22 protein-coding genes are annotated in these 23,965 nt (G+C 71.1%); 16 read left to right on the forward strand and 6 right to left on the reverse strand.

Translation table 11 applies throughout. The features are described from left to right. The first annotated feature begins 140 nt into the window (after nucleotides 1–140). Nucleotides 141–1,283: a glycosyltransferase family 4 protein gene (locus P8T65_RS35075; RefSeq protein WP_316729180.1), complete on the forward strand. Its 1,143-nt coding sequence runs from the start codon at nucleotides 141–143 to the stop codon at nucleotides 1,281–1,283. 197 nt (nucleotides 1,284–1,480) lie between these two features. Beyond that, nucleotides 1,481–3,067, forward strand: coding sequence for a GMC oxidoreductase (locus P8T65_RS35080; protein ID WP_316729181.1), 1,587 nt, complete (start codon nucleotides 1,481–1,483; stop codon nucleotides 3,065–3,067). A 31-nt stretch (nucleotides 3,068–3,098) separates the two neighbouring features. Here the strand turns inward: P8T65_RS35080 and P8T65_RS35085 are convergent, their stop codons facing one another. Further along, a complete protein-coding gene (locus P8T65_RS35085) occupies nucleotides 3,099–4,895 on the reverse strand; it encodes an AMP-dependent synthetase/ligase (protein ID WP_316729182.1) in 1,797 nt (598 codons plus the stop codon). Between the two features lie 356 nt (nucleotides 4,896–5,251). Here P8T65_RS35085 and P8T65_RS35090 point away from each other — a divergent pair, with 356 nt between their 5' ends. The 6 genes from P8T65_RS35090 to P8T65_RS35115 all read left to right on the forward strand — a co-directional run bounded on the left by P8T65_RS35090 (nucleotide 5,252) and on the right by P8T65_RS35115 (nucleotide 10,630). Next, complete coding sequence (locus P8T65_RS35090) at nucleotides 5,252–6,007, forward strand: metallophosphoesterase (RefSeq protein ID WP_316731825.1); 756 nt, start codon at nucleotides 5,252–5,254, stop codon at nucleotides 6,005–6,007. Between the two features lie 107 nt (nucleotides 6,008–6,114). Beyond that, nucleotides 6,115–6,555 carry an SRPBCC family protein gene (locus P8T65_RS35095; protein WP_215454718.1) on the forward strand — a complete coding sequence of 147 codons (441 nt, stop codon included), beginning with the start codon at nucleotides 6,115–6,117 and terminating at the stop codon, nucleotides 6,553–6,555. Between the two features lie 376 nt (nucleotides 6,556–6,931). Beyond that, the gene (locus P8T65_RS35100) at nucleotides 6,932–8,110 is read left to right on the forward strand and encodes an ArsA-related P-loop ATPase (RefSeq protein ID WP_316729183.1); all 1,179 of its coding nucleotides are present in this window, start codon (nucleotides 6,932–6,934) and stop codon (nucleotides 8,108–8,110) included. 57 nt (nucleotides 8,111–8,167) lie between these two features. Then, nucleotides 8,168–8,707 carry a DUF5304 domain-containing protein gene (locus P8T65_RS35105; protein WP_316729184.1) on the forward strand — a complete coding sequence of 180 codons (540 nt, stop codon included), beginning with the start codon at nucleotides 8,168–8,170 and terminating at the stop codon, nucleotides 8,705–8,707. Nucleotides 8,708–8,802: 95 nt separating this feature from the next. Then, entirely contained in the window at nucleotides 8,803–9,756 is a 954-nt protein-coding gene (locus P8T65_RS35110; RefSeq protein ID WP_215454713.1) for an ROK family glucokinase, read from the forward strand. Nucleotides 9,757–9,874: 118 nt separating this feature from the next. Further along, nucleotides 9,875–10,630 (forward strand): endonuclease/exonuclease/phosphatase family protein, encoded by a 756-nt coding sequence (locus P8T65_RS35115; RefSeq protein ID WP_316729185.1) that lies wholly within the window; start codon nucleotides 9,875–9,877, stop codon nucleotides 10,628–10,630. A gap of 229 nt (nucleotides 10,631–10,859) precedes the next feature. On the opposite strand, the gene P8T65_RS35120 is transcribed toward P8T65_RS35115, so the two are convergent. After that, entirely contained in the window at nucleotides 10,860–11,588 is a 729-nt protein-coding gene (locus tag P8T65_RS35120) for a hypothetical protein (RefSeq protein ID WP_399101486.1), read from the reverse strand. Next, nucleotides 11,581–12,474 carry an alpha/beta fold hydrolase gene (locus P8T65_RS35125; RefSeq protein WP_316729186.1) on the reverse strand — a complete coding sequence of 298 codons (894 nt, stop codon included), beginning with the start codon at nucleotides 12,472–12,474 and terminating at the stop codon, nucleotides 11,581–11,583. Before P8T65_RS35125 ends, P8T65_RS35120 begins: the two co-directional genes overlap by 8 nt. A gap of 184 nt (nucleotides 12,475–12,658) precedes the next feature. On the opposite strand from P8T65_RS35125, the gene P8T65_RS35130 reads away from it, so the two are divergent. The 4 genes from P8T65_RS35130 (at nucleotide 12,659) to P8T65_RS35145 (ending at nucleotide 16,771) form a co-directional block, all read left to right on the forward strand. After that, nucleotides 12,659–13,474, forward strand: coding sequence for a 1-acyl-sn-glycerol-3-phosphate acyltransferase (locus tag P8T65_RS35130; protein WP_230212192.1), 816 nt, complete (start codon nucleotides 12,659–12,661; stop codon nucleotides 13,472–13,474). Between the two features lie 80 nt (nucleotides 13,475–13,554). Then, nucleotides 13,555–14,799 carry a MacS family sensor histidine kinase gene (macS, locus tag P8T65_RS35135; protein ID WP_316729187.1) on the forward strand — a complete coding sequence of 415 codons (1,245 nt, stop codon included), beginning with the start codon at nucleotides 13,555–13,557 and terminating at the stop codon, nucleotides 14,797–14,799. A 131-nt stretch (nucleotides 14,800–14,930) separates the two neighbouring features. Further along, on the forward strand, nucleotides 14,931–15,578 hold the full coding sequence (locus P8T65_RS35140; protein ID WP_184898620.1) for a response regulator: 648 nt from the start codon (nucleotides 14,931–14,933) through the stop codon (nucleotides 15,576–15,578). A gap of 164 nt (nucleotides 15,579–15,742) precedes the next feature. Continuing rightward, complete coding sequence (locus tag P8T65_RS35145; protein ID WP_316729188.1) at nucleotides 15,743–16,771, forward strand: 6-phosphofructokinase; 1,029 nt, start codon at nucleotides 15,743–15,745, stop codon at nucleotides 16,769–16,771. Between the two features lie 235 nt (nucleotides 16,772–17,006). Here P8T65_RS35145 and P8T65_RS35150 read toward each other — a convergent pair whose 3' ends face one another. After that, a complete protein-coding gene (locus P8T65_RS35150) occupies nucleotides 17,007–18,884 on the reverse strand; it encodes an anthranilate synthase family protein (RefSeq protein WP_316729189.1) in 1,878 nt (625 codons plus the stop codon). A 129-nt stretch (nucleotides 18,885–19,013) separates the two neighbouring features. After that, nucleotides 19,014–19,070 carry a trp operon leader peptide gene (locus tag P8T65_RS47455; protein ID WP_071528813.1) on the reverse strand — a complete coding sequence of 19 codons (57 nt, stop codon included), beginning with the start codon at nucleotides 19,068–19,070 and terminating at the stop codon, nucleotides 19,014–19,016. A gap of 71 nt (nucleotides 19,071–19,141) precedes the next feature. On the opposite strand from P8T65_RS47455, the gene P8T65_RS35155 reads away from it, so the two are divergent. The 3 genes from P8T65_RS35155 to P8T65_RS35165 all read left to right on the forward strand — a co-directional run bounded on the left by P8T65_RS35155 (nucleotide 19,142) and on the right by P8T65_RS35165 (nucleotide 22,594). After that, the gene (locus P8T65_RS35155) at nucleotides 19,142–20,683 is read left to right on the forward strand and encodes a hypothetical protein (protein ID WP_316729190.1); all 1,542 of its coding nucleotides are present in this window, start codon (nucleotides 19,142–19,144) and stop codon (nucleotides 20,681–20,683) included. Nucleotides 20,684–20,837: 154 nt separating this feature from the next. Then, complete coding sequence (locus tag P8T65_RS35160) at nucleotides 20,838–22,187, forward strand: class II 3-deoxy-7-phosphoheptulonate synthase (protein ID WP_184895149.1); 1,350 nt, start codon at nucleotides 20,838–20,840, stop codon at nucleotides 22,185–22,187. 182 nt (nucleotides 22,188–22,369) lie between these two features. Then, the gene (locus P8T65_RS35165) at nucleotides 22,370–22,594 is read left to right on the forward strand and encodes a (2Fe-2S)-binding protein (RefSeq protein ID WP_316729191.1); all 225 of its coding nucleotides are present in this window, start codon (nucleotides 22,370–22,372) and stop codon (nucleotides 22,592–22,594) included. A gap of 25 nt (nucleotides 22,595–22,619) precedes the next feature. Here P8T65_RS35165 and bfr read toward each other — a convergent pair whose 3' ends face one another. Then, on the reverse strand, nucleotides 22,620–23,099 hold the full coding sequence (bfr, locus tag P8T65_RS35170) for a bacterioferritin (protein ID WP_220649409.1): 480 nt from the start codon (nucleotides 23,097–23,099) through the stop codon (nucleotides 22,620–22,622). A gap of 174 nt (nucleotides 23,100–23,273) precedes the next feature. Between bfr and P8T65_RS35175 the strand changes: the two genes are divergently transcribed. Beyond that, nucleotides 23,274–23,921, forward strand: coding sequence for a sulfite oxidase-like oxidoreductase (locus P8T65_RS35175; RefSeq protein ID WP_316729192.1), 648 nt, complete (start codon nucleotides 23,274–23,276; stop codon nucleotides 23,919–23,921). The last annotated feature ends 44 nt before the right edge of the window (nucleotides 23,922–23,965 follow it).

A 23,965-nucleotide genomic window follows, 5' to 3' on the forward strand; every position in this document is an offset into this window, starting at 1 on the left:
CCCGCCGGGCTGTGAGACGGCCGTGAAGCCCGGCCGGGCCCGGCGGGCCCTGGTGGGCCCTGGTGGGCGGAGACCGCCCCGGGCCGTGGGGATGTGCCTGGCGGCGGCGCGTCCGGGCCCGTTCGGTAGGGTCGGCGGCGATGCACAAGACCCTGATCGTGACCAACGACTTCCCGCCCCGGCCCGGCGGCATCCAGGCGTTCCTGCACAACATGGCGCTGCGGCTGGACCCCGAGCGCCTCGTCGTCTACGCGTCGACGTGGAAGCGCGGCCGCGAGGGCGCCGAGGCGACGGCCGCTTTCGACGCCGAGCAGCCCTTCACCGTCGTACGCGACCGGACGACCATGCTGTTGCCGACGCCCGCCGTCACCCGCCGGGCGGTCTCGCTGCTGCGCGAGCACGGCTGCACGTCGGTGTGGTTCGGCGCGGCGGCCCCCCTCGGCCTGATGGCCCCCGCGCTGCGCAGGGCGGGCGCCGAGCGGCTGGTGGCCACCACGCACGGCCACGAGGCGGGCTGGGCGCAGCTGCCCGCCGCCCGGCAACTGCTGCGGCGGATCGGCGAGGGCACGGACACGATCACCTACCTGGGCGAGTACACCCGCTCCCGGATCGCCACGGCCCTCACCGCGCAGGCGGCCGGACGGATGGTCCAGCTGCCGCCCGGGGTCGACGAGAAGACCTTCCACCCGGGCTCCGGCGGCGCGGAGGTCCGCGCCCGGCTGGGCCTCACGGACCGCCCGGTCGTCGTCTGTGTCTCCCGGCTCGTGCCGCGCAAGGGGCAGGACACGCTGATCCGCGCGATGCCCGGCATCCTCGCCGCGGAGCCCGAGGCGGTGCTGCTGATCGTCGGCGGCGGACCGTACGAGAAGGAGCTGCGCCGGCTCGCCCGGGAGACCGGGGTCGCCGGGTCCGTCCGCTTCACCGGCGCCGTCCCCTGGTCCGAGCTGCCCGCCCACTACGGCGCCGGCGACGTCTTCGCCATGCCGTGCCGCACCCGCCGGGGCGGCCTGGACGTGGAGGGCCTCGGCATCGTCTATCTGGAGGCCTCGGCCACCGGCCTCCCCGTCGTCGCGGGCGACTCCGGCGGCGCCCCCGACGCCGTGCTCGACGGCGAGACGGGCTGGGTCGTACGGGGCGGTTCCCCGACGGAGGCCGCGGAGCGCGTCACCACCCTCCTCGGCGACCCGGAACTCCGGGCCCGCATGGGGCAGCGGGGACGGGAGTGGGTGGAGGAGAAATGGCGCTGGGATCTGTTGGCGGAACACTTGAAGGCGTTGTTGTAGGTCAGCCGACCCAGGGGCGCGGGGAACTGCGCGACCAGCCACAGCAGACCCGCAGCCGGCCATGATGCACAGGCGGCACCCCGGATGGCGTCCCAAAACCGGCCAACCCCCTAGCCGGAGCCGAATAATCCGCACATGCTGCGCACATGACAGCAAAACTGATGCAACGTCAGCTGACGAGACGTCACATCCTTGGTATGGCCGCGCTCCAGAGCGCGGCCACCCTCGGCCTCACCCGCATCGGCCTCCAGTCCGCCCGGGCGGCCGAGCCCGACGCCGTCGACAACGCCCCGGCGATCGTCATCGGCTCCGGCTACGGCGCCGCCGTGGCCGCCCTCCGCCTCGGCCAGGCCGGTATCCGCACCCTCGTCCTGGAGATGGGCAAGGCCTGGACCACCCCCGGCTCCGACGGCAAGATCTTCTGTTCCACCAGGGAACCGGACGGGCGGTCGATGTGGTTCAAGACCCGCACCGAGGCCCCGCTCGCCACGTTCCTCTGGCTGGACGTCGTCAACAAGGACATCAGCCTGTATCCAGGGGTGCTGGACCGGGTGCGCTACGCCAACATGTCGGTCTTCCTCGGCCGCGGCGTCGGCGGTGGCTCCCTGGTCAACGGCAGCATGGCCGTCACTCCCCTCCAGTCGTACTTCGCCGAGCAGTTCCCGACCGTCGACACCGCCGAGATGTACGGCACGTACTTCCCGCGCGCCCGCGCCATGCTCGGCGTCAACACCGTCGACCCCGCCTGGTTCGAGTCCACGGAGTGGTACCGCTTCAGCCGGATCTCCCGGGCCCACGCGGCGAAGACCGGCCTGAAGACCACCTTCGTGCCCAGCGTCTACGACTTCGGCTACATGCAGCGCGAGGCGGCGGGCACCGCGACCAAGTCGGCTCTCGCGGGGGAGGTCATCTACGGCAACAACCACGGCAAGAAGAGCCTCGACAAGACGTACCTGGCCGCCGCCCTCGGCACCGGCAACGTCACCATCCACACCCTGGAACGGGCCCGGGGCATCCGCCGACTGAGCGACGGCACGTACGTCGTCACCGTCGACCGCATCGACGGCACGGGCGCGGTCGTCGAGACCAAGGAGTACGGCTGCACCTACCTGTTCCTCGGCGCCGGCAGCGTCGGCACCACCGAACTCCTCGTCCGCGCACGGGCCAGGAACACCCTCCCCGCCCTGGACGCGAGCGTCGGCGCCGGCTGGGGCCCCAACGGCAATGTGATGCTAGGCCGGGCCAACCACCTGTGGGACACGGTCGGGGCGAACCAGTCGACGATGCCGGTCATGGGCATCGACGACTGGGCCAACACCGCCAACCCCGTCTTCGCCGAGATCGCCCCCCTGCCCACCGGCCTCGAACACTGGGTCAGCCTCTATCTGGCGATCACCAAGAACACCGAACGCGCCTCCTTCACCTACGACGCCGCAGGCGACACGGCGAAACTCGGTTGGAGCGCCGCCCAGAGCGCGGTCTCCTCGTCCATGGCCAAGAAGCTCTTCGACCGGATCAACTCCGCCAACTCCACGATGTACCGGTACGACCTGTTCGGCTCGCCCAGCAAGGTGTTCGCCGACGACTTCACGTACCACCCGCTGGGCGGCTGTGTGCTGGGGAAGGCGACCGACGGCTACGGAAGGGTGAAGGGGTACTCGAAGCTGTACGTCACCGACGGCTCGCTGGTTCCCGGCTCGATCGGGGTGAACCCGTTCGTCACGATCACCGCGCTCGCCGAACGCACGATGGCGCGGGTCCTCGTGGAGGACACCGCGCCATGAGCCGACCGGCCCGTACGGCCGGTATGCGTTGCTACTTCTGGTAGATCGCCTCGATCTCGTCCGCGTAGTCCTTCGCCACCACGTTGCGCTTGAGCTTCAGGGACGGCGTCAGGTGGCCCGACTCCTCCGTGAACTGTGAGGACAGAATGCGGAACTTCCGCACCGATTCCGCCTTCGACACCGCGGCGTTGCCGTCGTCGATCGCGGCCTGAACGGCCGCGTTCAGATCGGCGTCCGCGCCCAGCGACGCCGCGGTGGAGCCCGCCGGCTTGCCGTGCTCGGCGGCCCAACGGCCCAGGAACTCCTCGTCGATGGTGACCAGCGCGCCCACGAACGGCCGCCCGTCACCCACCACCATGCACTCCGCGACCAGCGCGTGGGCGCGGATACGGTCCTCGATCACGGCCGGGGCGACGTTCTTGCCGCCCGCCGTGACGATGATCTCCTTCTTGCGGCCGGTGATGCTGAGGTAGCCGTCCTCGTCCAGGGTGCCGATGTCACCGGTGTGGAACCAGCCGTCGGCCAGCGCCTCCTCGGTCGCGCCCGGGTTGTTCCAGTACTCCTTGAACAGGTGCTCGCCGTGCAGCAGCACCTCCCCGTCGTCCGCGATCCGGATGACGGAGCCCGGCAGCGGCTGCCCGACCGTTCCGATCTTCTGCCGGTCCCAGGGGTTGAACGCGGTCGCCGCGCAGGACTCGGTGAGGCCGTAGCCCTCCAGGACCGTGAAGCCGATGCCCCGGAAGAAGTGGCCCAGACGCTCGCCCAGCGGAGCGCCGCCCGAGATCGCGAACTCGCCCTTGCCGCCGAGCACCGCGCGCAACTTGCTGTAGACGAGCTTGTCGAACACCTTGTGCTTGATCTTCAGACCGAGGGCCGGGCCCGACGCCGAGTCCAGCGCCCTGCTGTACGCGATCGCCGTGTCCGCGGCCTTGTCGAAGATCTTGCCCTTGCCGTCGGCCTGCGCCTTGGCCCGCGCCGAGTTGTAGACCTTCTCGAACACCCGCGGCACACCGAGGATCAGCGTCGGCCGGAAGGAGGCCAGCTCGTCGGTGAGGTTCTTGATGTCCGGTACGGTGCCCAGCTTGATCGGCGCCATCATGGGCGCGACCTGCACCAGCCGCCCGAAGACGTGCGCGAGCGGGAGGAAGAGCAGGACCGAGCACTCGCCCGTACGGAACAGGGGTCGCAGCCGCTCCACCACGTTCCCGCACTCGGCGAAGAAGCTGCGGTGGGTGAGCACGCACCCCTTCGGGCGGCCCGTGGTGCCCGAGGTGTAGACGATGGTCGCCGGGTCGTCCGCCTTCGCCAGCGAGCTGCGCTCGTCGACGGCCGCGTCGGTGACGTCCTGGCCGAGGCGGCCCAGCTCCTCCACCCCGCCGCCCTCGATCTGCCAGACGTGCTTGAGCGCCGGCAGCGAGTCGCGCACCGACTCGACGGCGGCCGTGTGCGCGTCCAGCTCCACGATCATGGCAGTCGCGCCCGAGTCGGCGAGGATCCACTGCACCTGTTCCGGCGAACTGGTCTCGTACACCGGGACGGTGACCGCGCCGGCCGTCCAGATGGCGAAGTCGAGCAGGGTCCACTCGTACCGGGTACGGGACATCAGCCCGACCCGGTCGCCGGGCTGGACGCCGGAGGCGATCAGCCCCTTCGCGGCCGTCCGCACCTCGGCGAGGAACTGGACCGCGTTCACGTCCTGCCAGGCGCCGCCCACCTTGCGGGCGATGACGACGACATCGGGATGCTGCGCGGCGTTTCTGCGGACGATGTCGGTCAGATTGCCGTCCGTCGGGACCTCGTACAAAGCCGGAAGGCTGAACTCGCGCAAGACTGCTGCTCCTCATAGGGCGCCGGCGCCACGACTCTGTGTTGCTGCGACGGTGCGGTCCAAGGCTGGGCGAGCGCTCAGGCCCCACGTGGTTCCTTGGGCCTTACTGGTTGAAAACCTGAGCACAACTGGACTGCCCGGACGTTACCCGTCGGTATGGCCTCTCCGCGAGGGGGGTCCGGTGAGATGTTCTCCGCGTCACACATTGGGGGCTCTCCCCGGGAAGAATAATCCCCTCACTTGCTGACTGGCCAGTAACCGCACGTGCGACCGGCTCTGTTCACGTATGCCGCACGCGCCTACGCTTGATCGTCATGGCACGCACACCGGACGGTAACGGCAGAACGCGCATTCACGTGGTCAGCGACGTGCACGGCAACGCGCACGATCTGGCCGGAGCGGGTGAGGGCGCCGACGCCTTGGTGTGCCTGGGCGACCTGGTCCTCTTCCTCGACTACGCCGACCACTCCCGCGGCATCTTCCCCGACCTCTTCGGCGCCGAGAACGCGTCCCGGCTCGTCGAACTGCGTACCGCCCGGCGGTTCGAGGAGGCGCGCGAACTGGGGGTCCGGCTCTGGGCGGGCGTGGGCGAGGACCGCTCCGCCGTGATCGAGAAGGCCGTGCGCAAGCAGTACGCCGAACTGTTCGCGGCCTTCCCCGCCCCGACGTACGCGACCTACGGCAATGTCGACATGCCGCGACTGTGGCCGGAGTACGCGGGACCGGGGACGACCGTCCTCGACGGCGAACGGGTGGAGATCGGCGGCCGGGTCTTCGGCTTCGTGGGCGGCGGCCTGCGCACACCCATGCGGACGCCGTACGAGATCAGCGACGAGGAGTACGCGGCCAAGATCGAGGCGGTGGGCGAGGTGGACGTGCTCTGCACCCACATCCCGCCGGAGGTGCCCGAACTGGTCTACGACACGGTGGCACGCCGCTTCGAGCGGGGGAGCCGGGCACTGCTGGAGGCGATCCGCAGGACCCGTCCCCGGTACGCGCTGTTCGGGCACGTCCACCAGCCGCTGGCCCGGCGGATGCGGATCGGGGCGACGGAGTGCGTCAACGTGGGGCATTTCGCGAGCAGCGGGAAGCCGTGGGCGTTGGAGTGGTGAACGCCGGGTGGGGTGGCGAGGGTTCGGCGGGCGCGCGGTAGCCTTCACGCTGCACATACGTGCGCACCCACCTCCCTCACCGGACCGTCTCTGGAGGAGCCACGGCGATGGCGGAATTCACCAGTTCGAGCATCACGATCGAGGCCTCGGCCGCCGATGTCATGGCAGTGATCGCCGACTTCGCCCGCTACCCGGACTGGACGGGTGAGGTGAAGGAGGCGGAGGTCCTCCGGACGGACGACCAGGGGCGGGCCGAGCAGGTCCGGCTGGTCATGGATGCCGGCGCGATCAAGGACGACCAGACGCTGGGGTACACCTGGACCGGGGCGAACGAGGTGTCCTGGACGCTGGTCAAGTCCCAGATGCTCCGCTCCCTCGACGGGTCCTACATCCTCAAGCCGGTGAGCGACTCGGTGACCGAGGTGACCTACCAGCTCACCGTGGACGTCAAGATCCCCATGCTCGGCATGATCAAGCGCAAGGCGGAGAAGGTCATCATCGACCGGGCGCTGGCGGGCCTGAAGAAGCGGGTGGAGTCGGGGGCGTAGCCCTTTTTTGCCCACCCACCCACCCGCCCGACTCGTCTTGGTGGTGGAGGGTGCCGTCGTGCGCCCACGGGGTCGGTGGGCTGGGCTGGGGGCGCGACCGCGGGTCGTTCGTGGCTGGTCGCGCAGTTCCCCGCGCCCGTGGGGAATCGGGCTTCGCCCTCTTCCCCCTCGCTCCGTCCCCCGCCCGTCCCAGCTGCGGGCAGTCGTGCCGCTGGGGCGATGGGGGCACCTCCCGCTCGAGCGAAGCCGAGAGGGGGGAGGGTGGCGCAGGCGGCACCCTGTCAGCGCCGGTGAGCGCCTCCCGCCCCCGCTCAGCCCGGGTGCCGGGTGCCGACGCGGCGAGGGACAGCCCGCCGCTGGGCTACCGTTCACCCCCATGCGCACCATCCTGATCACCGGGCAAGGCGGCAGCGGCCGTACGACGGTCGCCGCGGCCACGGCGCTGGACGCGGCCCGCGCGGGCACCCGCACGCTGGTCCTGAGCGCCGACCGCACGGACGGGCTGGGCGCGGCCCTCGGCACGGCCACGGGCCCGGAGCCCGTGCGCGTCGCGCCGCACCTCACCGCCTGGCGCCCCGACGCCGCGGCCGGCTTCCGGGAGGACCTCGTCGCGTTCCAGGAGCGCGCCGCGTCCGTCCTCGACCTGCTGGGCGCGGGACGCCTGGACGCCGAGGAACTCACGCCCCTGCCCGGCGCCGAGGAACTCGCCCTGCTCCGGGCGCTGCGCGACGCCGCACTGTCGGAGGCGTACGACCTGCTCGTCGTCGACCTGCCCCCCGCCCCGCAGGCCCTCGCCCTGCTCGGCCTCCCGGAGGAACTGCGGCGGTATCTGCGCCGGCTGCTCCCGCCGGAACGGCAGGCGGCCCGGGCGCTGCGGCCGGTCCTCGGCCGTCTCGCCGGGGTGCCGATGCCCGCCGAGTGGCTGTACGAGACGGCCGCCCGCTGGGACGTCGAACTGGCCGCCGTCGCCGCGATCGTCGAGGACCCTGGCACCAGCGTGCGTCTGGTTGCGGAGCCCGGTCCGGCGGGCGCCGACCACACGCGCCTCGCGGGCGTCGGATTCGCCCTACGGGCCCTCCCCGTCGACCTGCTGATCGCCAACCGGGTCCTTCCCCAGGGCACCCACGACACCTGGCTCGCCGGCCTCGTCGCGCAGCAGCGCAAGGCGTTGGAGGAGTGGGGGGAGCAGGGCGGGACCCGCCCCGTACAGGGAGTGGCCCACCTCGGACGCGACCCCCGCGGCCTCGACGACCTCGCCGCTCTGGGCGTCCCCGGTACGGGTGACGCTCCCGCCCGGGTCACCTGGCCCGTCACCGACAACCTCGGGGCCGAGGGCGTGCTGGTGTGGCACATCCCGCTGCCCGGCGCGATACGGGACGAGCTGGATCTCATCCGGCGCGGCGACGAGTTGGTCGTCACGGCGGGCCAGTTCCGCCGTATCGTTCCGCTGCCGTCGGCACTGCGTCGCTGCACGGTCGGCGGCGCGGCCCTGCGCGACGGCCGGCTGAGCATCCGATTCGCGCCGGACCCGCGGTTGTGGCCCCGGACCCGGTGAACCGTATACGCCCGTTCGGGTAACGTCGAAGGTACGAACCGTAGGCAGGAGCCCGCCATGAGCGAAGAGCGCCCCACGTCCGACGCCGCCGGCGAGGACGCGGCCGCACGCAGGGACGCGGCCGACGAGGCGCGGACGGCCGAGCAGGCGCGCGAGAGCGACCGTGCCCGCGCCACCGACGCCGACGCCTGGGCGACGGCGTGCGAGGAGGACCTGAACGCGGAGAAGGCCCGCCGCCGCGCTCAGTACGGGCCGCCCCCGGGCTCGGCCGCCGAGGAACTGCGCAAGCTGGTCGACACCGTCGCGGACAAGCTGTCCGGACTGCAGTCGCCGTTGCTCGGCGCCGTCGCCGGCGGCGCGGCGCAGCAGATGGTCAACCAGGTCGTCCGTCAGGCCAAGGCCGCCGTCGAACCCGTCATCGAACGCAACCCGGACGTCTTCGACCATCTCGCCGCCGCGGGCGGTGAACTCCTCGCCGCGTACCGCTCCGCCGTCGAGGCCCAGGAGCGCCGCTGGACCAACCGGGACACCGGCCACCAGGGAGGCCGTGACCAGGGGGACGACCAGGGCCCCGGCGAGCGCATCGACCTGGACTGACGGCGGGCCCGTCCGCCGGGCGGACGTCGGGAGTCCCGGGGCAGGGCCTCGGGTACGGTTGGCCGTAGCGGGGCTCGACCGAAACTGAGGGATTCATGGGACTCACCATCGGCGTCGACATCGGCGGTACCAAGATCGCGGCCGGTGTGGTCGACGAGGAAGGCAACATCCTCTCGACCCACAAGGTGCCGACCCCGGGCACGCCCGAGGGGATCGTGGACGCCATCGCCGCCGCCGTCGAGGGCGCGCGAGCCGGACACGAGATCGTCGGTGTCGGCATCGGCGCGGCCGGTTACGTCAACCGGCAGCGGTCGCAGGTCTACTTCGCCCCCAACATCGACTGGCGCAACGAGCCGCTCAAGGAGAAGGTCGAGGCCCGCGTGGGCCTGCCGGTCGTCGTGGAGAATGACGCCAACGCCGCCGCCTGGGGCGAGTACAAGTTCGGCGCGGGCAAGGGCCACCGCAACGTCATCTGCATCACCCTCGGCACCGGTCTCGGCGGCGGCATCATCATCGGCAACAAGCTGCGCCGCGGGCACTACGGCGTGGCCGCCGAGTTCGGTCACATCCGGATGGTCCCCGACGGTCTGCTCTGCGGCTGCGGCAGCCAGGGCTGCTGGGAGCAGTACGCCTCCGGCCGCGCCCTCGTCCGGTACGCCAAGCAGCGCGCCAACGCCACCCCGGAGAACGCGGAGCTCCTCCTCGGCCTCGGCGACGGCACCCCCGACGGCATCGAGGGCAAGCACATCTCCATGGCCGCCCGCCAGGGCGACCCCGTCGCGGTCGACTCCTACCGCGAACTCGCCCGCTGGGCCGGCGCCGGCCTCGCCGACCTCGCCTCCCTCTTCGACCCCTCCGCCTTCATCGTCGGCGGCGGCCTGTCGGACGAGGGCGAACTGGTCCTCGACCCCATCCGCAAGTCGTACAAGCGCTGGCTCGTGGGCGGCAACTGGCGCCCGGTCGCCGACGTCATCGCCGCCCAACTGGGCAACGAGGCGGGCCTGGTGGGCGCGGCGGACCTGGCGAGAGAACCCGACCCGATCATGTAGACGCCGGTCAGCGGACCCCGCGCCCTTCAGGGGCGCGGGGCACCGCGCGAAAAACCACGACCCACCTGTAGTCGCAAACGGACAAATGCCCCGAGCTCCTGGGCGTATCTTGATCCATATGGCGACCACCCCGCTGCCCAACTCCCGCACCGACTCCGACGGTTCGGCAATCATCCGGGTCCTCAGCTACAACATCCGCTCCATGCGTGACGACACGGACGCCCTCGCCCGAGTGATCACCGCCTGCGCCCCCGACCTGGTCCTGATCCAGGAAGCCCCCCGGTTCTTCCGCTGGCGCAAGAAGCTCGCCAGGCTCGCCGCCGCCTCCGGCCTGGTCACCCTCTCCGGCGGGGCCACCGCCTCAGGGCCCGCGCTGCTGTGCGGCCTGCGCGCCACGGTCGAGCACACCGAGGACGTCCTCCTGCCCCTCACCCCGGGCCTGCACCGACGCGGCTTCGCCACGGCGGTGGTCCGCTTCGGTCGCGCCCGTCTCGGCGTCCTGTCCTGCCACCTCTCCCTCCACCAGGACGAGCGGTACGAGCAGGGCGGCATGCTCCTGGACCACCTCGCCGGCATGGGCGTGCAGCACGCGGTCGCGGGCGGCGACCTCAACGAGCGCCCGCACGGCCGCACGTTCCGCCGCCTCGCCGACGAGCTCCAGGACTGCTGGACCACCACCCCGTGGGGCGGCGAGTACACCTCCACCCCCACCGACCCCCACCAGCGCATCGACGCGATCCTGGCCACGTCCGGCATCGAGGTCCTCGGCTGCGGCGTCCCCGTAGACCTCCCCGGCGTCACCGACGACGACCTGAGGGCGGCCACGGACCACCTGCCGGTCCTGGCCGCCCTCAGAGTCCCCGCCGAGGCCTAGAAGCGTCCTGAAGATCTTGAAAATGCGCCCGGCTTGCCCTACTTGATGGCGATTGACATTTACCGGCAATCCAGGGTGAGTCGGGCGGCCAGAGCAAGATCTTCAGCGGTCTCCTAGGCCCTGTCGTCGAATTCCCGCCTGCCCCGCGACGCCGCGGCGACGGCGAGGGCCCGCCCGGAACGTTCCCGGGCGGGCCCTCGTGCGCGACATGACGTCGGCGATGGTGGGGTCAGACGACCGCGCCCCGGCCCGGATCGTCGTCGTCCTCGTCGTCGCTCTTCATCCGCATCACCAGCGTGGCGAAGCCGCCGAGGAAGCCGCCGATGCCCAGGGTGGTGAGCCACCAGGTCATGTCCCAGCCGAGCAGTACCGCGAGCAGCAGCAGGACCGGACCGCCGATCACGCCCAGCCAGGCGAACTTGGCGGTCGCGTCGGCCTCCGGCAGTGGGGGCGGCTCGGGCGGCACGAAGTGGCCCTCGCCGTCCTCGTCGTCCTCGGAGTCCTCCTCGCCCGTGTCCTCGCCGACCGGGTCGGGCACGCTGTAGTCGCGCGGGCCCGCCCCGACACCGGGGGCGAACGCGACCGAGCTGCCGAGCGGCCTGGGGGCCGAGGGGCCCGCGGCGCCGTCGGGAGCCTTGTCCGCGGAGTCCTCCGGCTCGGCCTCCAGCAGGGCCAGGTCCTCCACGGACCGGAACGGCTTGGCACCCGGCGGGTCCGGCGGCTCCTCGCCGAACCCTGCGACGATGGCCCGCCAGGCGGCGTCCTCGTCGAACGGCACGTGCTGCTCCTCGCCGGCGTGCTGCTCCTCGCTCGGCGCATCGCCGGACGGGGCGCCCCCGGCGCCTCCGGCCGTGCCGCCCGCGGAGCCGCCCGAGGAGTCCCCCCGTGAGTCACCGGGGGAGGCGCCCAGGGGCGCTCCCTGCTCCTCCGGCTCACGCTCGGAGTCGTGCTCAGCCACCAGTGGCCGTCCCTTCCCTCTGCTCCAAGGATCCCGGACCGATCTGCTCCACGGACCCCGAATCAGACTGCTGTACGGATTCCGCGTCGGACTTCTTCACGTCCGCCGCCTCGGACTCCGTCGCGCCCGGTCCGTCGGGGCCCTTCACCAGCCGGGTGACGAACGCGTGGCTCTCCTCGAAGATCCGGTCCGCGTCGTGGTCCAACGTCGCGACGTGGTGGCTCTGTTCCAGCAGGATCTCCGTGACGTCCGTCGACGACACCCGGCCGAGGACACGCTCGGAGTCGACGGGCGGCACCACATGGTCCCGTGGGCTGTGCAGCAGCAGCAACGGCTGGGTGACCTGGGGCAGTTCCCCGTCGACGAGGCGCAGGAAATTGCGCAGGGAGTGTGCCGCGTGCAGCGGCACATGGCTGTACCCCAGCTCCTCGACGCCCTCCTTGGCGATGTCGCTGGTGATCCCCTTCGTGGTGGGGACGAAGTGCCGGAGCAGGGGGAGGGCGTGCGCGGCCGGGCCGTGCACCTTGTTCGCCGGGTTGACGACCATCACGCCGGCGACCGCGTCCCCGTGCTTCGCGGCCAGCCGCAGCGCCAGGGCGCCGCCCATGGACAGCCCCGCCACGAAGACCCGGGTACAGCGCTCACGCAGGGTCCGCAGCTCACGGTCCACCTCCGCGTACCAGTCCTGCCAGCCCGTCGGGCGCAGGTCCTCCCAGCGAGTGCCGTGGCCCGGCAGCAGGGGCAGCGCGACGGTCAGCCCACGCTCGGCGAGATACTCCGCCCAGGGACGCATGGACTGCGGTGACCCGGTGAATCCGTGGCAGAGGAGGACTCCGACCTCCCCGCCCTCGTGGTGGTACGGCTCGGCTCCGGGAAGGACCGGCACGGTTCGGTCTCCTGTTCATGAGAAGGGTGTGAAAGTCCGGATGTGGTTCACCGTACGCGACCGCACTGACACCGACCAGGGGCTTCGCTCGACACCGGGCGGACCTGTCGGACTCCTGTCCGGGCGTCCGGGTTAAGGTCTCATCCACGGATCACAGAGAGGCACTCGGTTGTTGTACGGCGCGATGAAGGTCGCTATCGGGGGACCGCTCAAGGTCACCTTCAGGCCCTGGGTGGAGGGCCTGGAGAACATTCCGGCCGAGGGCGCCGCGATCCTCGCGAGCAACCACCTCTCCTTCTCGGACTCGTTCTTCCTCCCCGCTGTCCTGGACCGCAAGGTCACGTTCATCGCGAAGGCCGAGTACTTCACCACTCCCGGCGTCAAGGGCAAGCTGACCGCCGCCTTCTTCAAGGGCGTCGGCCAGCTCCCGGTGGACCGCTCGGGCGCGCGCGGCGCAGGTGAGGCCGCGATCAGGAGCGGCATACAGGTCATCGAGAGCGGCGAACTCTTCGGCATCTACCCCGAGGGCACCCGCTCGCCCGACGGCCGGCTCTACCGGGGCAAGCCCGGCGGCCTGGCCCGGGTGGCCCTCGCCACCGGTGCGCCGGTCATCCCCGTCGCCATGATCGACACGGAGAAGATCCAGCCCCCGGGCAAGGTCCTGCCCAAGGTCATGCGCCCCGGCATCCGCATCGGCAAGCCCCTCGACTTCAGCCGCTACCAAGGCATGGAGCACGACCGCTTCGTCCTGCGGGCGCTGACCGACGAGGTCATGTACGAGATCATGAAGCTCTCCGGCCAGGAGTACGTCGACATGTACGCGACCGCCGCCAAACGGCAGATCGCGGACGCGGCCAAGGCCGAGAAGGAGGCCGACAAGGCCGCCCGGGCCGCCCTCGCCAAGGCCGAGAAGGAACAGGCCGCCAAGGAGCTGAGGGAACAGGCCGAGAAGGCCCGCGCGGACAAGGACGGCGCGGGAGAGGACCGCCCGGCTTCGTGACCGCCGGGTTCCCGGGTACGGTCGCGTTCCGGACGCGTGGGCCGGGGTGTCCGGGGGCGAGTCAGCAGGGGGTGGGGGACGTGCCGAAGCTCGAGCGGGTCATGGCGATGTCGGTGGAGCAGCCGCTGTGGCGTGCTCTGACCGGCTACCGGGTCCTGACGATGATCTACGCCGTCGGGCTGTTCATCAGCGCGTACGACAGGTTCGAGCGCCCCTGGCTGGCCGTCGCCTACTTCGCGGTGCTGGCCGGCTGGACGCTGGTGACCCTGCCCAAGGTCGCGGGCGCCGCCAGCTGCACCAAGCGGTTCCTCGCGGCCGACCTCACCATCGCGATCACCGGCATCCTGCTCACCCGGCTCGCCGACTCCACCGCGCGGATCGAGGCCGGCGGCCCCACGCTGCCGTCGATATGGACCGCCGGCGCCGTACTGGCCTTCGCCATCAAGGGCGGCTGGCGCTGGGCGGCCTTCGCCTCCACGCTCGTCGCCGTCGCCAATCTGATCCACCGGGGCGCCCCCACCCGCGACACCATCCACAACGTCCTGCTGGTCTGGGTGGCCTCCATCGCCATCGGCTACGTCGTCGAGGTCGCCCGGGCCTCCGAGCGCACCCTCGCCCGAGCCCTGGAGATCGAGGCCGCCACCCGTGAACGGGAGCGTCTGGCCCGGGACATCCACGACAGCGTGCTCCAGGTGCTCGCCATGGTCCAGCGGCGCGGCACCGCCCTCGGCGGCGAGGCGGCCGAACTGGGCCGGATGGCGGGCGAGCAGGAGGTCGCGCTGCGCACTCTCGTCTCCGGCGGTCTGGTCCCCGTCTCCCGGGTCTCGGAGGACGCGGCCCAGGGAGCCCTCGTACGCGCGGTGGACGCACCGGACCCGTCCGACGGCGCCGGGGATCCCGTGGACCTACGGGCCCTGCTCGCCCCCTACGCCGGCGCGAAGGTCACCTTCTCCGAGCCCGGCGGCTCGGTGCCGCTCGCTCCGGCGGCGGCGCGGGAGCTGGCGGCGGCGGTCGGCGCCGCCCTGGACAATGTACGCGCGCACGCGGGCGACGGGGCCCGGGCGTGGATCCTGGTCGAGGACTGGCCGGACGAGATCATCGTGACGGTACGGGACGACGGCCCCGGCATCCCCGAGGGGCGGCTCGCCCAGGCCGAGGGTGAGGGGCGGCTCGGGGTGGCCCTCTCCATCCGGGGGCGGCTGCGCGACATCGGCGGCACGGCCGAGCTGATCTCGGTCCCGGGCCAGGGCACGGAAGTCGAACTGAAGGTACCCAAGGCCGCAGAGGGGCCGAAGGGCGTGCGGGGGAAGGCGGAGAAGCGGTGACGGAGAACCTCGAAAGCGCGGCGAGCGTGGCGGGCGTGGAAAGCCCGGCGAGCCTGGGCGGCGGCGTCAGGGCGGCCGACGGAACGGCGCGACCCGGCGGAGGCGGCGGCGGTGGCGGCCCGATCAGGGTCATGGTCGTCGACGACCACCCCATGTGGCGCGATGCCGTCGCCCGTGACCTGTCCGAGTCGGGCTTCGACGTGGTGGCGACGGCGGGCGACGGCGAGCAGGCGGTCCGGCGCGCCCACGCCGCCGCACCGGACGTCCTCGTCCTGGACCTGAACCTGCCCGCGAAGCCGGGTGTGCAGGTCTGCAAGGAACTCGTGGGGGCCAACCCCGCTCTGCGTGTCCTCGTGCTGTCCGCGAGCGGGGAGCACGCGGACGTCCTGGAGGCGGTGAAGTCCGGCGCGACCGGCTATCTGCTGAAGTCGGCGTCCACGGAGGAGCTGATCGACGCCGTACGCCGCACCGCCGCCGGCGACCCCGTCTTCACCCCCGGCCTGGCGGGCCTGGTGCTCGGCGAGTACCGCCGCCTCGCCTCCGAACCCGCTCCCGCGCCGGGCGCCGACGAGCCGAAGGCCCCGCAACTCACCGACCGTGAGACGGAGGTGCTGCGGCTTGTCGCCAAGGGGCTGAGCTACAAGCAGATCGCCGAGCGCCTCGTCATCTCGCACCGCACGGTCCAGAACCACGTCCAGAACACCCTCGGCAAGCTCCAACTCCACAACCGGGTGGAGCTGGTCCGCTATGCCATAGAGCGTGGTCTCGACGACGAGTAAACGCCTCGAATCACCCCATAGAGTGATGGCGATTTGATCAACTGCGATCAACTCCCCCTCAATCGGCCGTAATTCGCCGAAATTGCCTTCTCGTGCATGCCGAAGTGACCTGGATCACTATTAGCGTGACCCTCACCAGGCAACCGCGGCGAAGGGACATTTCCATGCGCGTCGGAGTACTGACCGGAGGCGGCGACTGCCCCGGGCTCAACGCCGTCATCCGGGGCGTCGTCCGCAAGGGCGTGCAGGAGTACGGCTACGACTTCGTCGGCTTCCGGGACGGCTGGCGGGGACCACTGGAGAACGACACCGTCCGCCTCGACATCCCCGCCGTGCGCGGCATCCTGCCCCGCGGCGGCACGATCCTCGGCTCCTCGCGCACCAACCCGCTCAAGGAGGAGAACGGCATTCGCCGGATCAAGGAGAACCTCGTCAAGCAGGACGTCGAGGCGCTCATCGCGATCGGCGGTGAGGACACGCTCGGGGTGGCCGCGCGGCTGTCGGACGAGTACGGCGTGCCGTGCGTGGGCGTCCCGAAGACGATCGACAACGACCTCTCCGCCACGGACTACACCTTCGGCTTCGACACGGCGGTCGGCATCGCCACGGAGGCGATCGACCGCCTCCACACCACCGCCGAGTCGCACATGCGCGTCCTGGTGGTGGAGGTGATGGGCCGTCACGCCGGCTGGATCGCCATCCACTCCGGTCTCGCGGGCGGCGCCAACGTCATCCTCATCCCCGAGCAGCGCTTCGACGTCGACAAGGTGTGCGCCTGGGTGACGTCCCGCTTCAAGGCCTCGTACGCGCCCATCGTGGTCGTCGCGGAGGGGGCCATGCCGAAGGACGGCGAGATGGTCCTCAAGGACGGCTCGCTCGACTCCTTCGGCCACGTCCGTCTCTCCGGTGTGGGCGAGTGGCTGGCCAAGGAGATCGAGAGGCGGACGGGCAAGGAGGCCCGCACGACCGTCCTGGGCCACGTCCAGCGCGGCGGGACGCCCTCGGCGTTCGACCGGTGGCTCGCTACGCGCTTCGGCCTCCACGCGATCGACGCCGTGCGCGACCGTGACTTCGGCAAGATGGTCGCCCTCCGTGGCACCGACATCGTCCGCGTCCCGATCGCCGACGCGACGGCCCGCCTGAAGACGGTCGACCCGGAGCTGTACGAGGAGGTCGGCGTCTTCTTCGGCTGAAGGCGTCGGAGGGTGTCGGAGGGCGCCTAATGGGTCGGGGGTGCGTGTGTCGTCGGCGGGTGCGGGTGGGTGGGGGCTTCTCGCGCGGTTTCCGGCGCCCCTGAGGGCCTACGGCCCTTCAGGCCGAAAAGCACGGGGCGCAGCCCCTGCTTTTCAGGGGCGCGGGGAACTGCGCGACCAGCCCCCACCCACCCGCACCCGACAACGCACCCCCAGACCCACCCACTCCCCGGCCCTAAACCGCCCGCAGCGACAGAACCCCCGCCACCAGCTCCCGCACCACACTCACTCCGTCCAGCGTCAGCACCGACTCCGGATGGAACTGCACCCCCGCGAACCCGGCCCCCCGCAGCGCGTGCACCTCCCCGCCTCCACCACGGCTGACCTCGACCCCCCGCGCCGCCAGCTCCCCGGCGGTCTCGTCGTCGCACCGGGCCACGAAGCTGTTGTAGAACCCCACGGTCTCGGCCCGCCCGAACAGATCGATCTCCGTCTGGGCCCCCTGGTACGGCACCTCCTTCCGTACGATCCCCAGGCCCAGCTCCGCCGCGATCAGCTCGTGCCCGAGACACACCCCGAGCACCCCGTACCGGTGCCCCCGCAACACTTCGGCGGTCAGCGACCGCAGGAACCGCATCTTGGGGTCGTCCCCGTCCGACGGGTCCCCGGGACCGGGCCCCAGCACCACCACGCCCTCGTGCGCGAGCACCCCCTCCCGCAGCCCCGGCTCGTCGTACCGCCGTACCGTCACCTCCAGCCCCGACGACCGCAGCAGGTGCGCGAGCATCGCCGTGAAGGTGTCCTCGGCGTCGACGACGAGAGCGTGCCCGGTCAGCTCACCTGTCCGCTCCCGCATCCGCAGCCAGAACGGGGCCAGCGAGGCCCGCCGCCCGTCCAGCGCGGCCCGCACCCGGGGGTCCTCGGCCAGTCCCGGCAGCACCCGCTCCCGCTCCGGCCGCCCGGGCCGCACCCCCAGCGCCGCCAGCACCCCCGCCGCCTTCGCATGGGTCTCGGCGACCTCGCCCGCGGGGTCCGACCCCCGGACGAGCGTGGCCCCGACCGGCACCTTCAGCCGCCCGTCCGCCGCGATGTCGGCCGTACGGATCAGGATCGGCGAGTCCAGGGTCTGCGCGCCGCCCGCGTCACGCTCCAGCAGCGCCAGCGCCCCGGCGTAGTACCCGCGCCCGACACCGTCCCGCCCGAGGGGCTCGTACCGCTCGATCACACGGCAGGCGTTCTGCACCGGCGAGCCGGTGACCGTCGCGGCGAACATCGTCTCCCGCAGCACCTCCCGCACGTCCAGTGAGGACCGCCCGCGCAGCTCGTACTCGGTGTGCGCCAGGTGCGCCATCTCCTTCAGCCGGGGTCCGATCACGACCCCGCCCATGTCGCCGACCGTGCACATCATCTTGAGCTCCTCGTCGACGACCATCGACAGCTCCTCGATCTCCTTGCCGTCGCCGAGGAAGGCCAGCAGATCCTCCGGGGTGGGGCCTCCGGCCGGATAGCGGTACGTCCCGCTGATCGGGTTCATCACCACCGTCCCGCCGGACATCCGCACATGCACCTCGGGGCTGGCACCCACGAGCGTGCGCTCCCCGGTGTGCACCACGAACGTCCAGTACGCCCCCCGCTCGCCCTCCAGCAACCGCCGGAACAGTGCGAGCGCGTCGGCGCGGCCGAAGCCGGGGACCGTGCCCTCGTAGGTCCGCCGGATCACGAAGTTGGCGCCCTCGCCGCGTCCGATCTCCTCGCGCAGCACCCGGCCGACGATCTCCGCGTACTCCTCGTCGCCCACGTCGAAGCCACCGCCCTCGACCCGGACGTCATGCGCGGGCAGCTCCGCGAGGGCCTGCTCCAGCGGCAGTTCGTACGACTCCTGCGGCACCAGCACCGACAGCGGCGTCCCGTCGTCGCGGACGTCGAAACCGCGCTCACGGATCTGCCGGAAGGGGACGAGGGCCAGCCCCTCGTCGGGGAGGTCGGCGAGACGCTCGTACGTCGTCACCGAGCCGATCAGCAGCTCCACCGTGTCGCGGTCGTGCAGACCGGGGGTGCGGCGTCGCAGCAGGGCGAACGGGCGGTCGTCGGACAGGAGCCGGGTCAGGTCCATGGGTTCCTCTTCCCTGGGGATCACCGTCGTTGAGGTGATCGTGATCGTGATCAGGGAGGAGCGGCCAGGCCCTGGAAACACCGAAGGCCGCCCCTCGGGCGGCCTTCGCGAAGTCTTGCGTACGCGCAGTCAGTGGGCCGCCGGATGAGCGGTCCACCACCAGTTCTGGGTCGAGTGCGCGAACATGCGCCGCACCCTACCGGAGAAACCCCGGGAACTCACGTGATCGACACCTGGTGGTCGGCTCAGGATCACGCGTGCCCCACATACCGAGAACGCGACTTCTGGCCCTCGTGACGGCGACGGCCGCCTTGCTCGCCGGGCTGACCGGACACCCCGCTACGGCCGCGGACGCGCCGACCACGACCCGGCTGACGCTCACCGGCGACCTGTTCAGGATGACCGACACGAGCACCGCGGCGGCCGCCACCACCCTCGCCGACCGGCTGGCCGACGCCGACCTCGACGACGTCGTCACCACCGAGTACACGACGGACTCCGCCGGAGCGCCCGATCCCGGTATGAACCTGGGCTCGATGCGCGCCTGCGCCGGCGACGAGACCAAGGCGCTGCCGCCGGTGGACCGCAAGGTCGCCTGGTGCTGGTCCTCCGCGCTCGGCGACGACACCACCCCCCGCTGGTGGCCCCAGGGCATGAGCACGACCGGCACCGCCGACGGGGCCGACGGCGCGATCCAGGGCAGGAGCGTCACGGCGGTCGCCTGGCACTACAAGACCTTCCGGACCGACCTCGCGGGCACGGTCGAGGCGGCCGACAAGTGCCGCACCAACAACCTGCTCAGGCTCTCCCTCATCGACCGCGCCACGCTCAAGTACCGCCACGTCCTGCTCGTCGAGCCGACCTCGGGAGGCCAGAACTTCAAGTTCGTCACCGGCCACGGCGGTGGCATCGTCTGGTACGCCAACCACCTCTACGTCACCGACACCACCGGCGGCATCCGCGTCTTCGACGTCAACAAGCTGAGTAAGGTCGACACCTACGGATCCGGTCTCAACACGTACGGCATCGACGGCGTCTCCGGCCGGTCGAGCGCCTGCGGCCTTCCGTACGTCCTGCCGCAGACCCACTACTACAAGCAGGCCTCCCCGCCGCCCTCCGGCGGCTGCGACAGCGGCGCCGTCGACGGGGCCCCCGACCCCGACTCGCTCTGCTACTCGTGGCTCTCCCTCGACAAGACCGGCGGCGGCCCGTACAAGCTGGTCGCCGGCGAGTGGTACGGCGGTGTCGCGGGCGCCCGGATCGTGCGCTACCAGCTCAATCCGACCAGCGCCTCCACATATCCGGGGCTGCTGAACATGTCCGGCGGCAGAACGGTGATCCACGACGCGTACGCCGCGACCCGCTACGTCGGCCTGCAGGGCGGCATGACCTGGACCGGCGACACCGGGCTGCTGAACTTCGCCTTCCACAAGGGCTGCGCCCTCCAGCCCGCCGTGTTCTCCCGCACCTGGGCCGGCGACACCCGCGCCCCGACGGCCTGCAACGTCACGGTCGGCGGACGGCCCCACGCGAGCGGCAACTGGGCGGTCGGCACACCGCAGGCGCTGAGCCACTGGCCGAGGCTCGGCACGGCACGCGTGGACGAGCTGTGGGGACTCACCGAACACATCTGCGCCGGCACCGCCCTGCGGGCGAGCTTCCCGCACGAGTTCAAGGCCGTCGAGGAGGCCGACGAGCGGCGCAACGCCTGCGACGGCTACCAGGGCGAGGCCAACCTCTCCCTGCGCACGGTCTTCGCCGTCGGCTTCGACGACCCGGCGGTCATGGACCTCCACTGAGGCGCCCGCGGACCCCGCTCAGATCGAGCGGGGTCCGTGGGCGGTCATGGACCTCCACTGAGGCGCCCGCGGACCCCGCTCAGATCGAGCGGGGTCCGTCTCACTTGATGAGCAAGGGGATGGACGCCCGACATGACCCCGTAATGTGGACGTCGTGACCGTGAACGCTAAGTCCAGCGCGAGCGCTGGCAACACCTGGCGAGACCTGCCCGCGGCGCAGCAGCCCGAGTACCCCGACACCGAGGCTCTGCGCGCAGTCGTTGCGGAGCTCGAGTCGTATCCGCCGCTCGTCTTCGCGGGCGAGTGCGACCAGCTGCGCGCCCGGATGGCGTCCGTCGCCAAGGGAGAGGCGTTCCTCCTCCAGGGCGGCGACTGCGCCGAGGCCTTCGACGCCGTGTCGGCCGACCACATCCGCAACAAGCTGAAGACACTGCTCCAGATGGGCGCCGTCCTCACGTACGCGGCCTCCGTGCCGGTCGTGAAGGTCGGCCGCATCGCCGGACAGTACTCCAAGCCCCGCTCCAAGGGCACCGAGACCCGCGACGGCGTGACCCTGCCGACCTACCGCGGCGACTCCGTCAACGGCTTCGACTTCAACGAGGCCGCCCGCGTCCCGGACCCCGAGCGCCTGAAGCGGATGTACAACGCCTCCGCCTCCACGCTCAACCTGGTGCGCGCCTTCACCACCGGCGGCTACGCCGACCTGCGCCAGGTGCACGCCTGGAACCAGGACTTCGTGAAGTCGTCCCCGTCCGGCCAGCGCTACGAGCAGCTCGCCCGGGAGATCGACAACGCGCTGAACTTCATGCACGCCTGCGGGGCCGACCCGGAGGAGTTCCGCACCGTCGAGTTCTTCTCCTCGCACGAGGCGCTGCTGCTCGACTACGAGTCGGCGCTGACCCGCGTGGACTCGCGCACCGGTCGGCTCTACGACGTCTCGGCGCACATGGTGTGGATCGGTGAGCGCACCCGGCAGCTGGACCACGCGCACATCGAGTTCGCCTCGAAGATCCGCAACCCGATCGGGATCAAGCTCGGCCCGACGACCACGGCCGAGGAGGCGCTGCAGTACATCGAGCGCCTCGACCCGGACCGCGAGCCCGGCCGCCTCACCTTCATCGTGCGCATGGGCGCGGACAAGGTCCGCGACAAGCTGCCCGAGCTGGTCGAGAAGGTCACCGCGTCCGGCGCCACCGTGGCCTGGGTGACCGACCCGATGCACGGCAACACCTTCGAGGCCGCCTCCGGCCACAAGACCCGCCGCTTCGACGACGTGCTCGACGAGGTCAAGGGCTTCTTCGAGGTCCACAAGGGTCTGGGCACCCACCCGGGCGGCATCCACGTGGAGCTCACCGGCGACGACGTCACCGAGTGCGTGGGCGGCGGCGACGAGATCTTCGTCGACGACCTGCACCAGCGCTACGAGACCGCGTGCGACCCCCGGCTCAACCGCAGCCAGTCGCTGGACCTGGCGTTCCTGGTCGCGGAGCTGTACCGGGACTAGTAGGAGATCAACAGTGGGTGCGCCTGTTACGGGTGCGTGACAGGGCATGACGTGGGGCGCGGATCACATACGATCCGCGCCCCACTCCACTTTTGCGGTTCCTGTCCGCCGGGTAAGGTTAGGTTAGCCTCACCGATCATCGGGACGGCGCCCTCTATCGATCCCGGCGGGAGGTGAACCGCGTGTTCGTCTGCAGTTGCTTCGGCGTCACCGAGCAGCAGGTCAAGAAGCATGCGGCGGACGGCGCCTGCACCCCTCGCCAGATAGCGTCCGCCTGCAAGGCGGGCACGGACTGCGGCTCCTGCGTCCGGCGGATCCAGGCGATCCTCGGCCGGGGCGCGTGCCTGCGCCGTGAGTCGGCCGACCAGGGCGAGTCGGTCTTCTCCGAGCTCGAGGAAGCGGCCTGACCCGGTTCCCGGGCTGCCGCCCGGCTCAGCTCTCGGGCTGTTCGATCAGCTGCGCGATGTAGAGCGCCTCACCGAGCTTCTCCAGCAGTTCCAGCTGGGTGTCCAGGTAGTCGATGTGGTGCTCCTCGTCCTCGAGGATCGACTCGAAGATGTTCGCCGAGGTGATGTCGCCCTTGTTGCGCATCACCTCGATGCCGCGCTTGAGGCGGTCGATGGCCTCGACCTCGATCTGCCGGTCGGCCTCGAACATCTCCTTGACCGTCTGGCCCACCCGGACATGGAACAGCCGCTGGTAGTTCGGCAGCCCGTCCAGGAACAGGATCCGGTCGGTGAGCACCTCCGCGTGCTTCATCTCGTCGAACGACTCGTGACGCGTGTACTTCGCGAGCTTCGTCCAGCCGAAGTTCTCCTGCATCTTCGCGTGCAGGAAGTACTGGTTGATCGCGGTGAGCTCCGCGGTCAGCTGCTCGTTGAGGAATTCGATGACCTCGGGGTCGCCCTGCATCGCAGAGGCTCCTTCCAAGCGGGGAACTGGGAGGTTGCGCCGCGATGATTGCACCGCTGTCGAAGATCGTCCAGTAAGTGCAAGCTTAGTAAGTAAGTGCAGCCTTAGTTCTAAATGTCCGGGTCGGGCGGGCCCTGGTCATGTGCACCACTCGGGGTCTGTCAGGATGGAGTCATGGGTCAGCCGGTGGAACGCGAATCAGGAGATCGCGCATCTGAGAACGCCGCGTCGTCGCAGCTTCCGCCGGGACAGCGGCTCCAGCGCGGCTGGCCGGTCACCCATTACGGGCCCGTCCCCAAGTTCCGTCCGGAGCGCTGGGACTTCCGGGTCTTCGGCGCCACCGCCGACGGCGAGAAGCACTCCTGGACCCACGACGAGTTCACCGCCCTGCCGTACGCGTCGGTCGTGGCCGATCTGCACTGCGTGACGAAGTTCAGCATGGTCGGCGCCGAATGGGGCGGCATCCCGGCCCGGACGATCCTGGACACCGCGCCGCCCGCCGCCGAGGTCACCCATGTGATGGTGTGGGCGGAGTACGGCTTCAGCTCCAACCTCCGCCTCGCCGACTTCGCCGACGACCGCACGATCTTCGCCACCCACAAGGACGGCGAACTCCTGACGGCCGAGCACGGTTTCCCCCTCCGCCTCGTCGTCCCCCACCTGTATGCCTGGAAGGGGCCCAAGTGGGTCCGCGGCATCGAGTACATGACCGCCGACCGCCGCGGCTTCTGGGAGGAACGCGGCTACCACAACCTCGGCGACCCCTGGCAGGAGCAGCGCTACTCCTACCAGGAGGAACCGGGGGACGGCCCCGAGCTCTGACGTCGACGAGGTGCCTCGGCCTTCCCCGGATCGCTCGGACCGTC

Origin of the sequence: Streptomyces sp. 11x1, from assembly GCF_032598905.1 — a bacterium.
Lineage (GTDB): Bacteria > Actinomycetota > Actinomycetes > Streptomycetales > Streptomycetaceae > Streptomyces.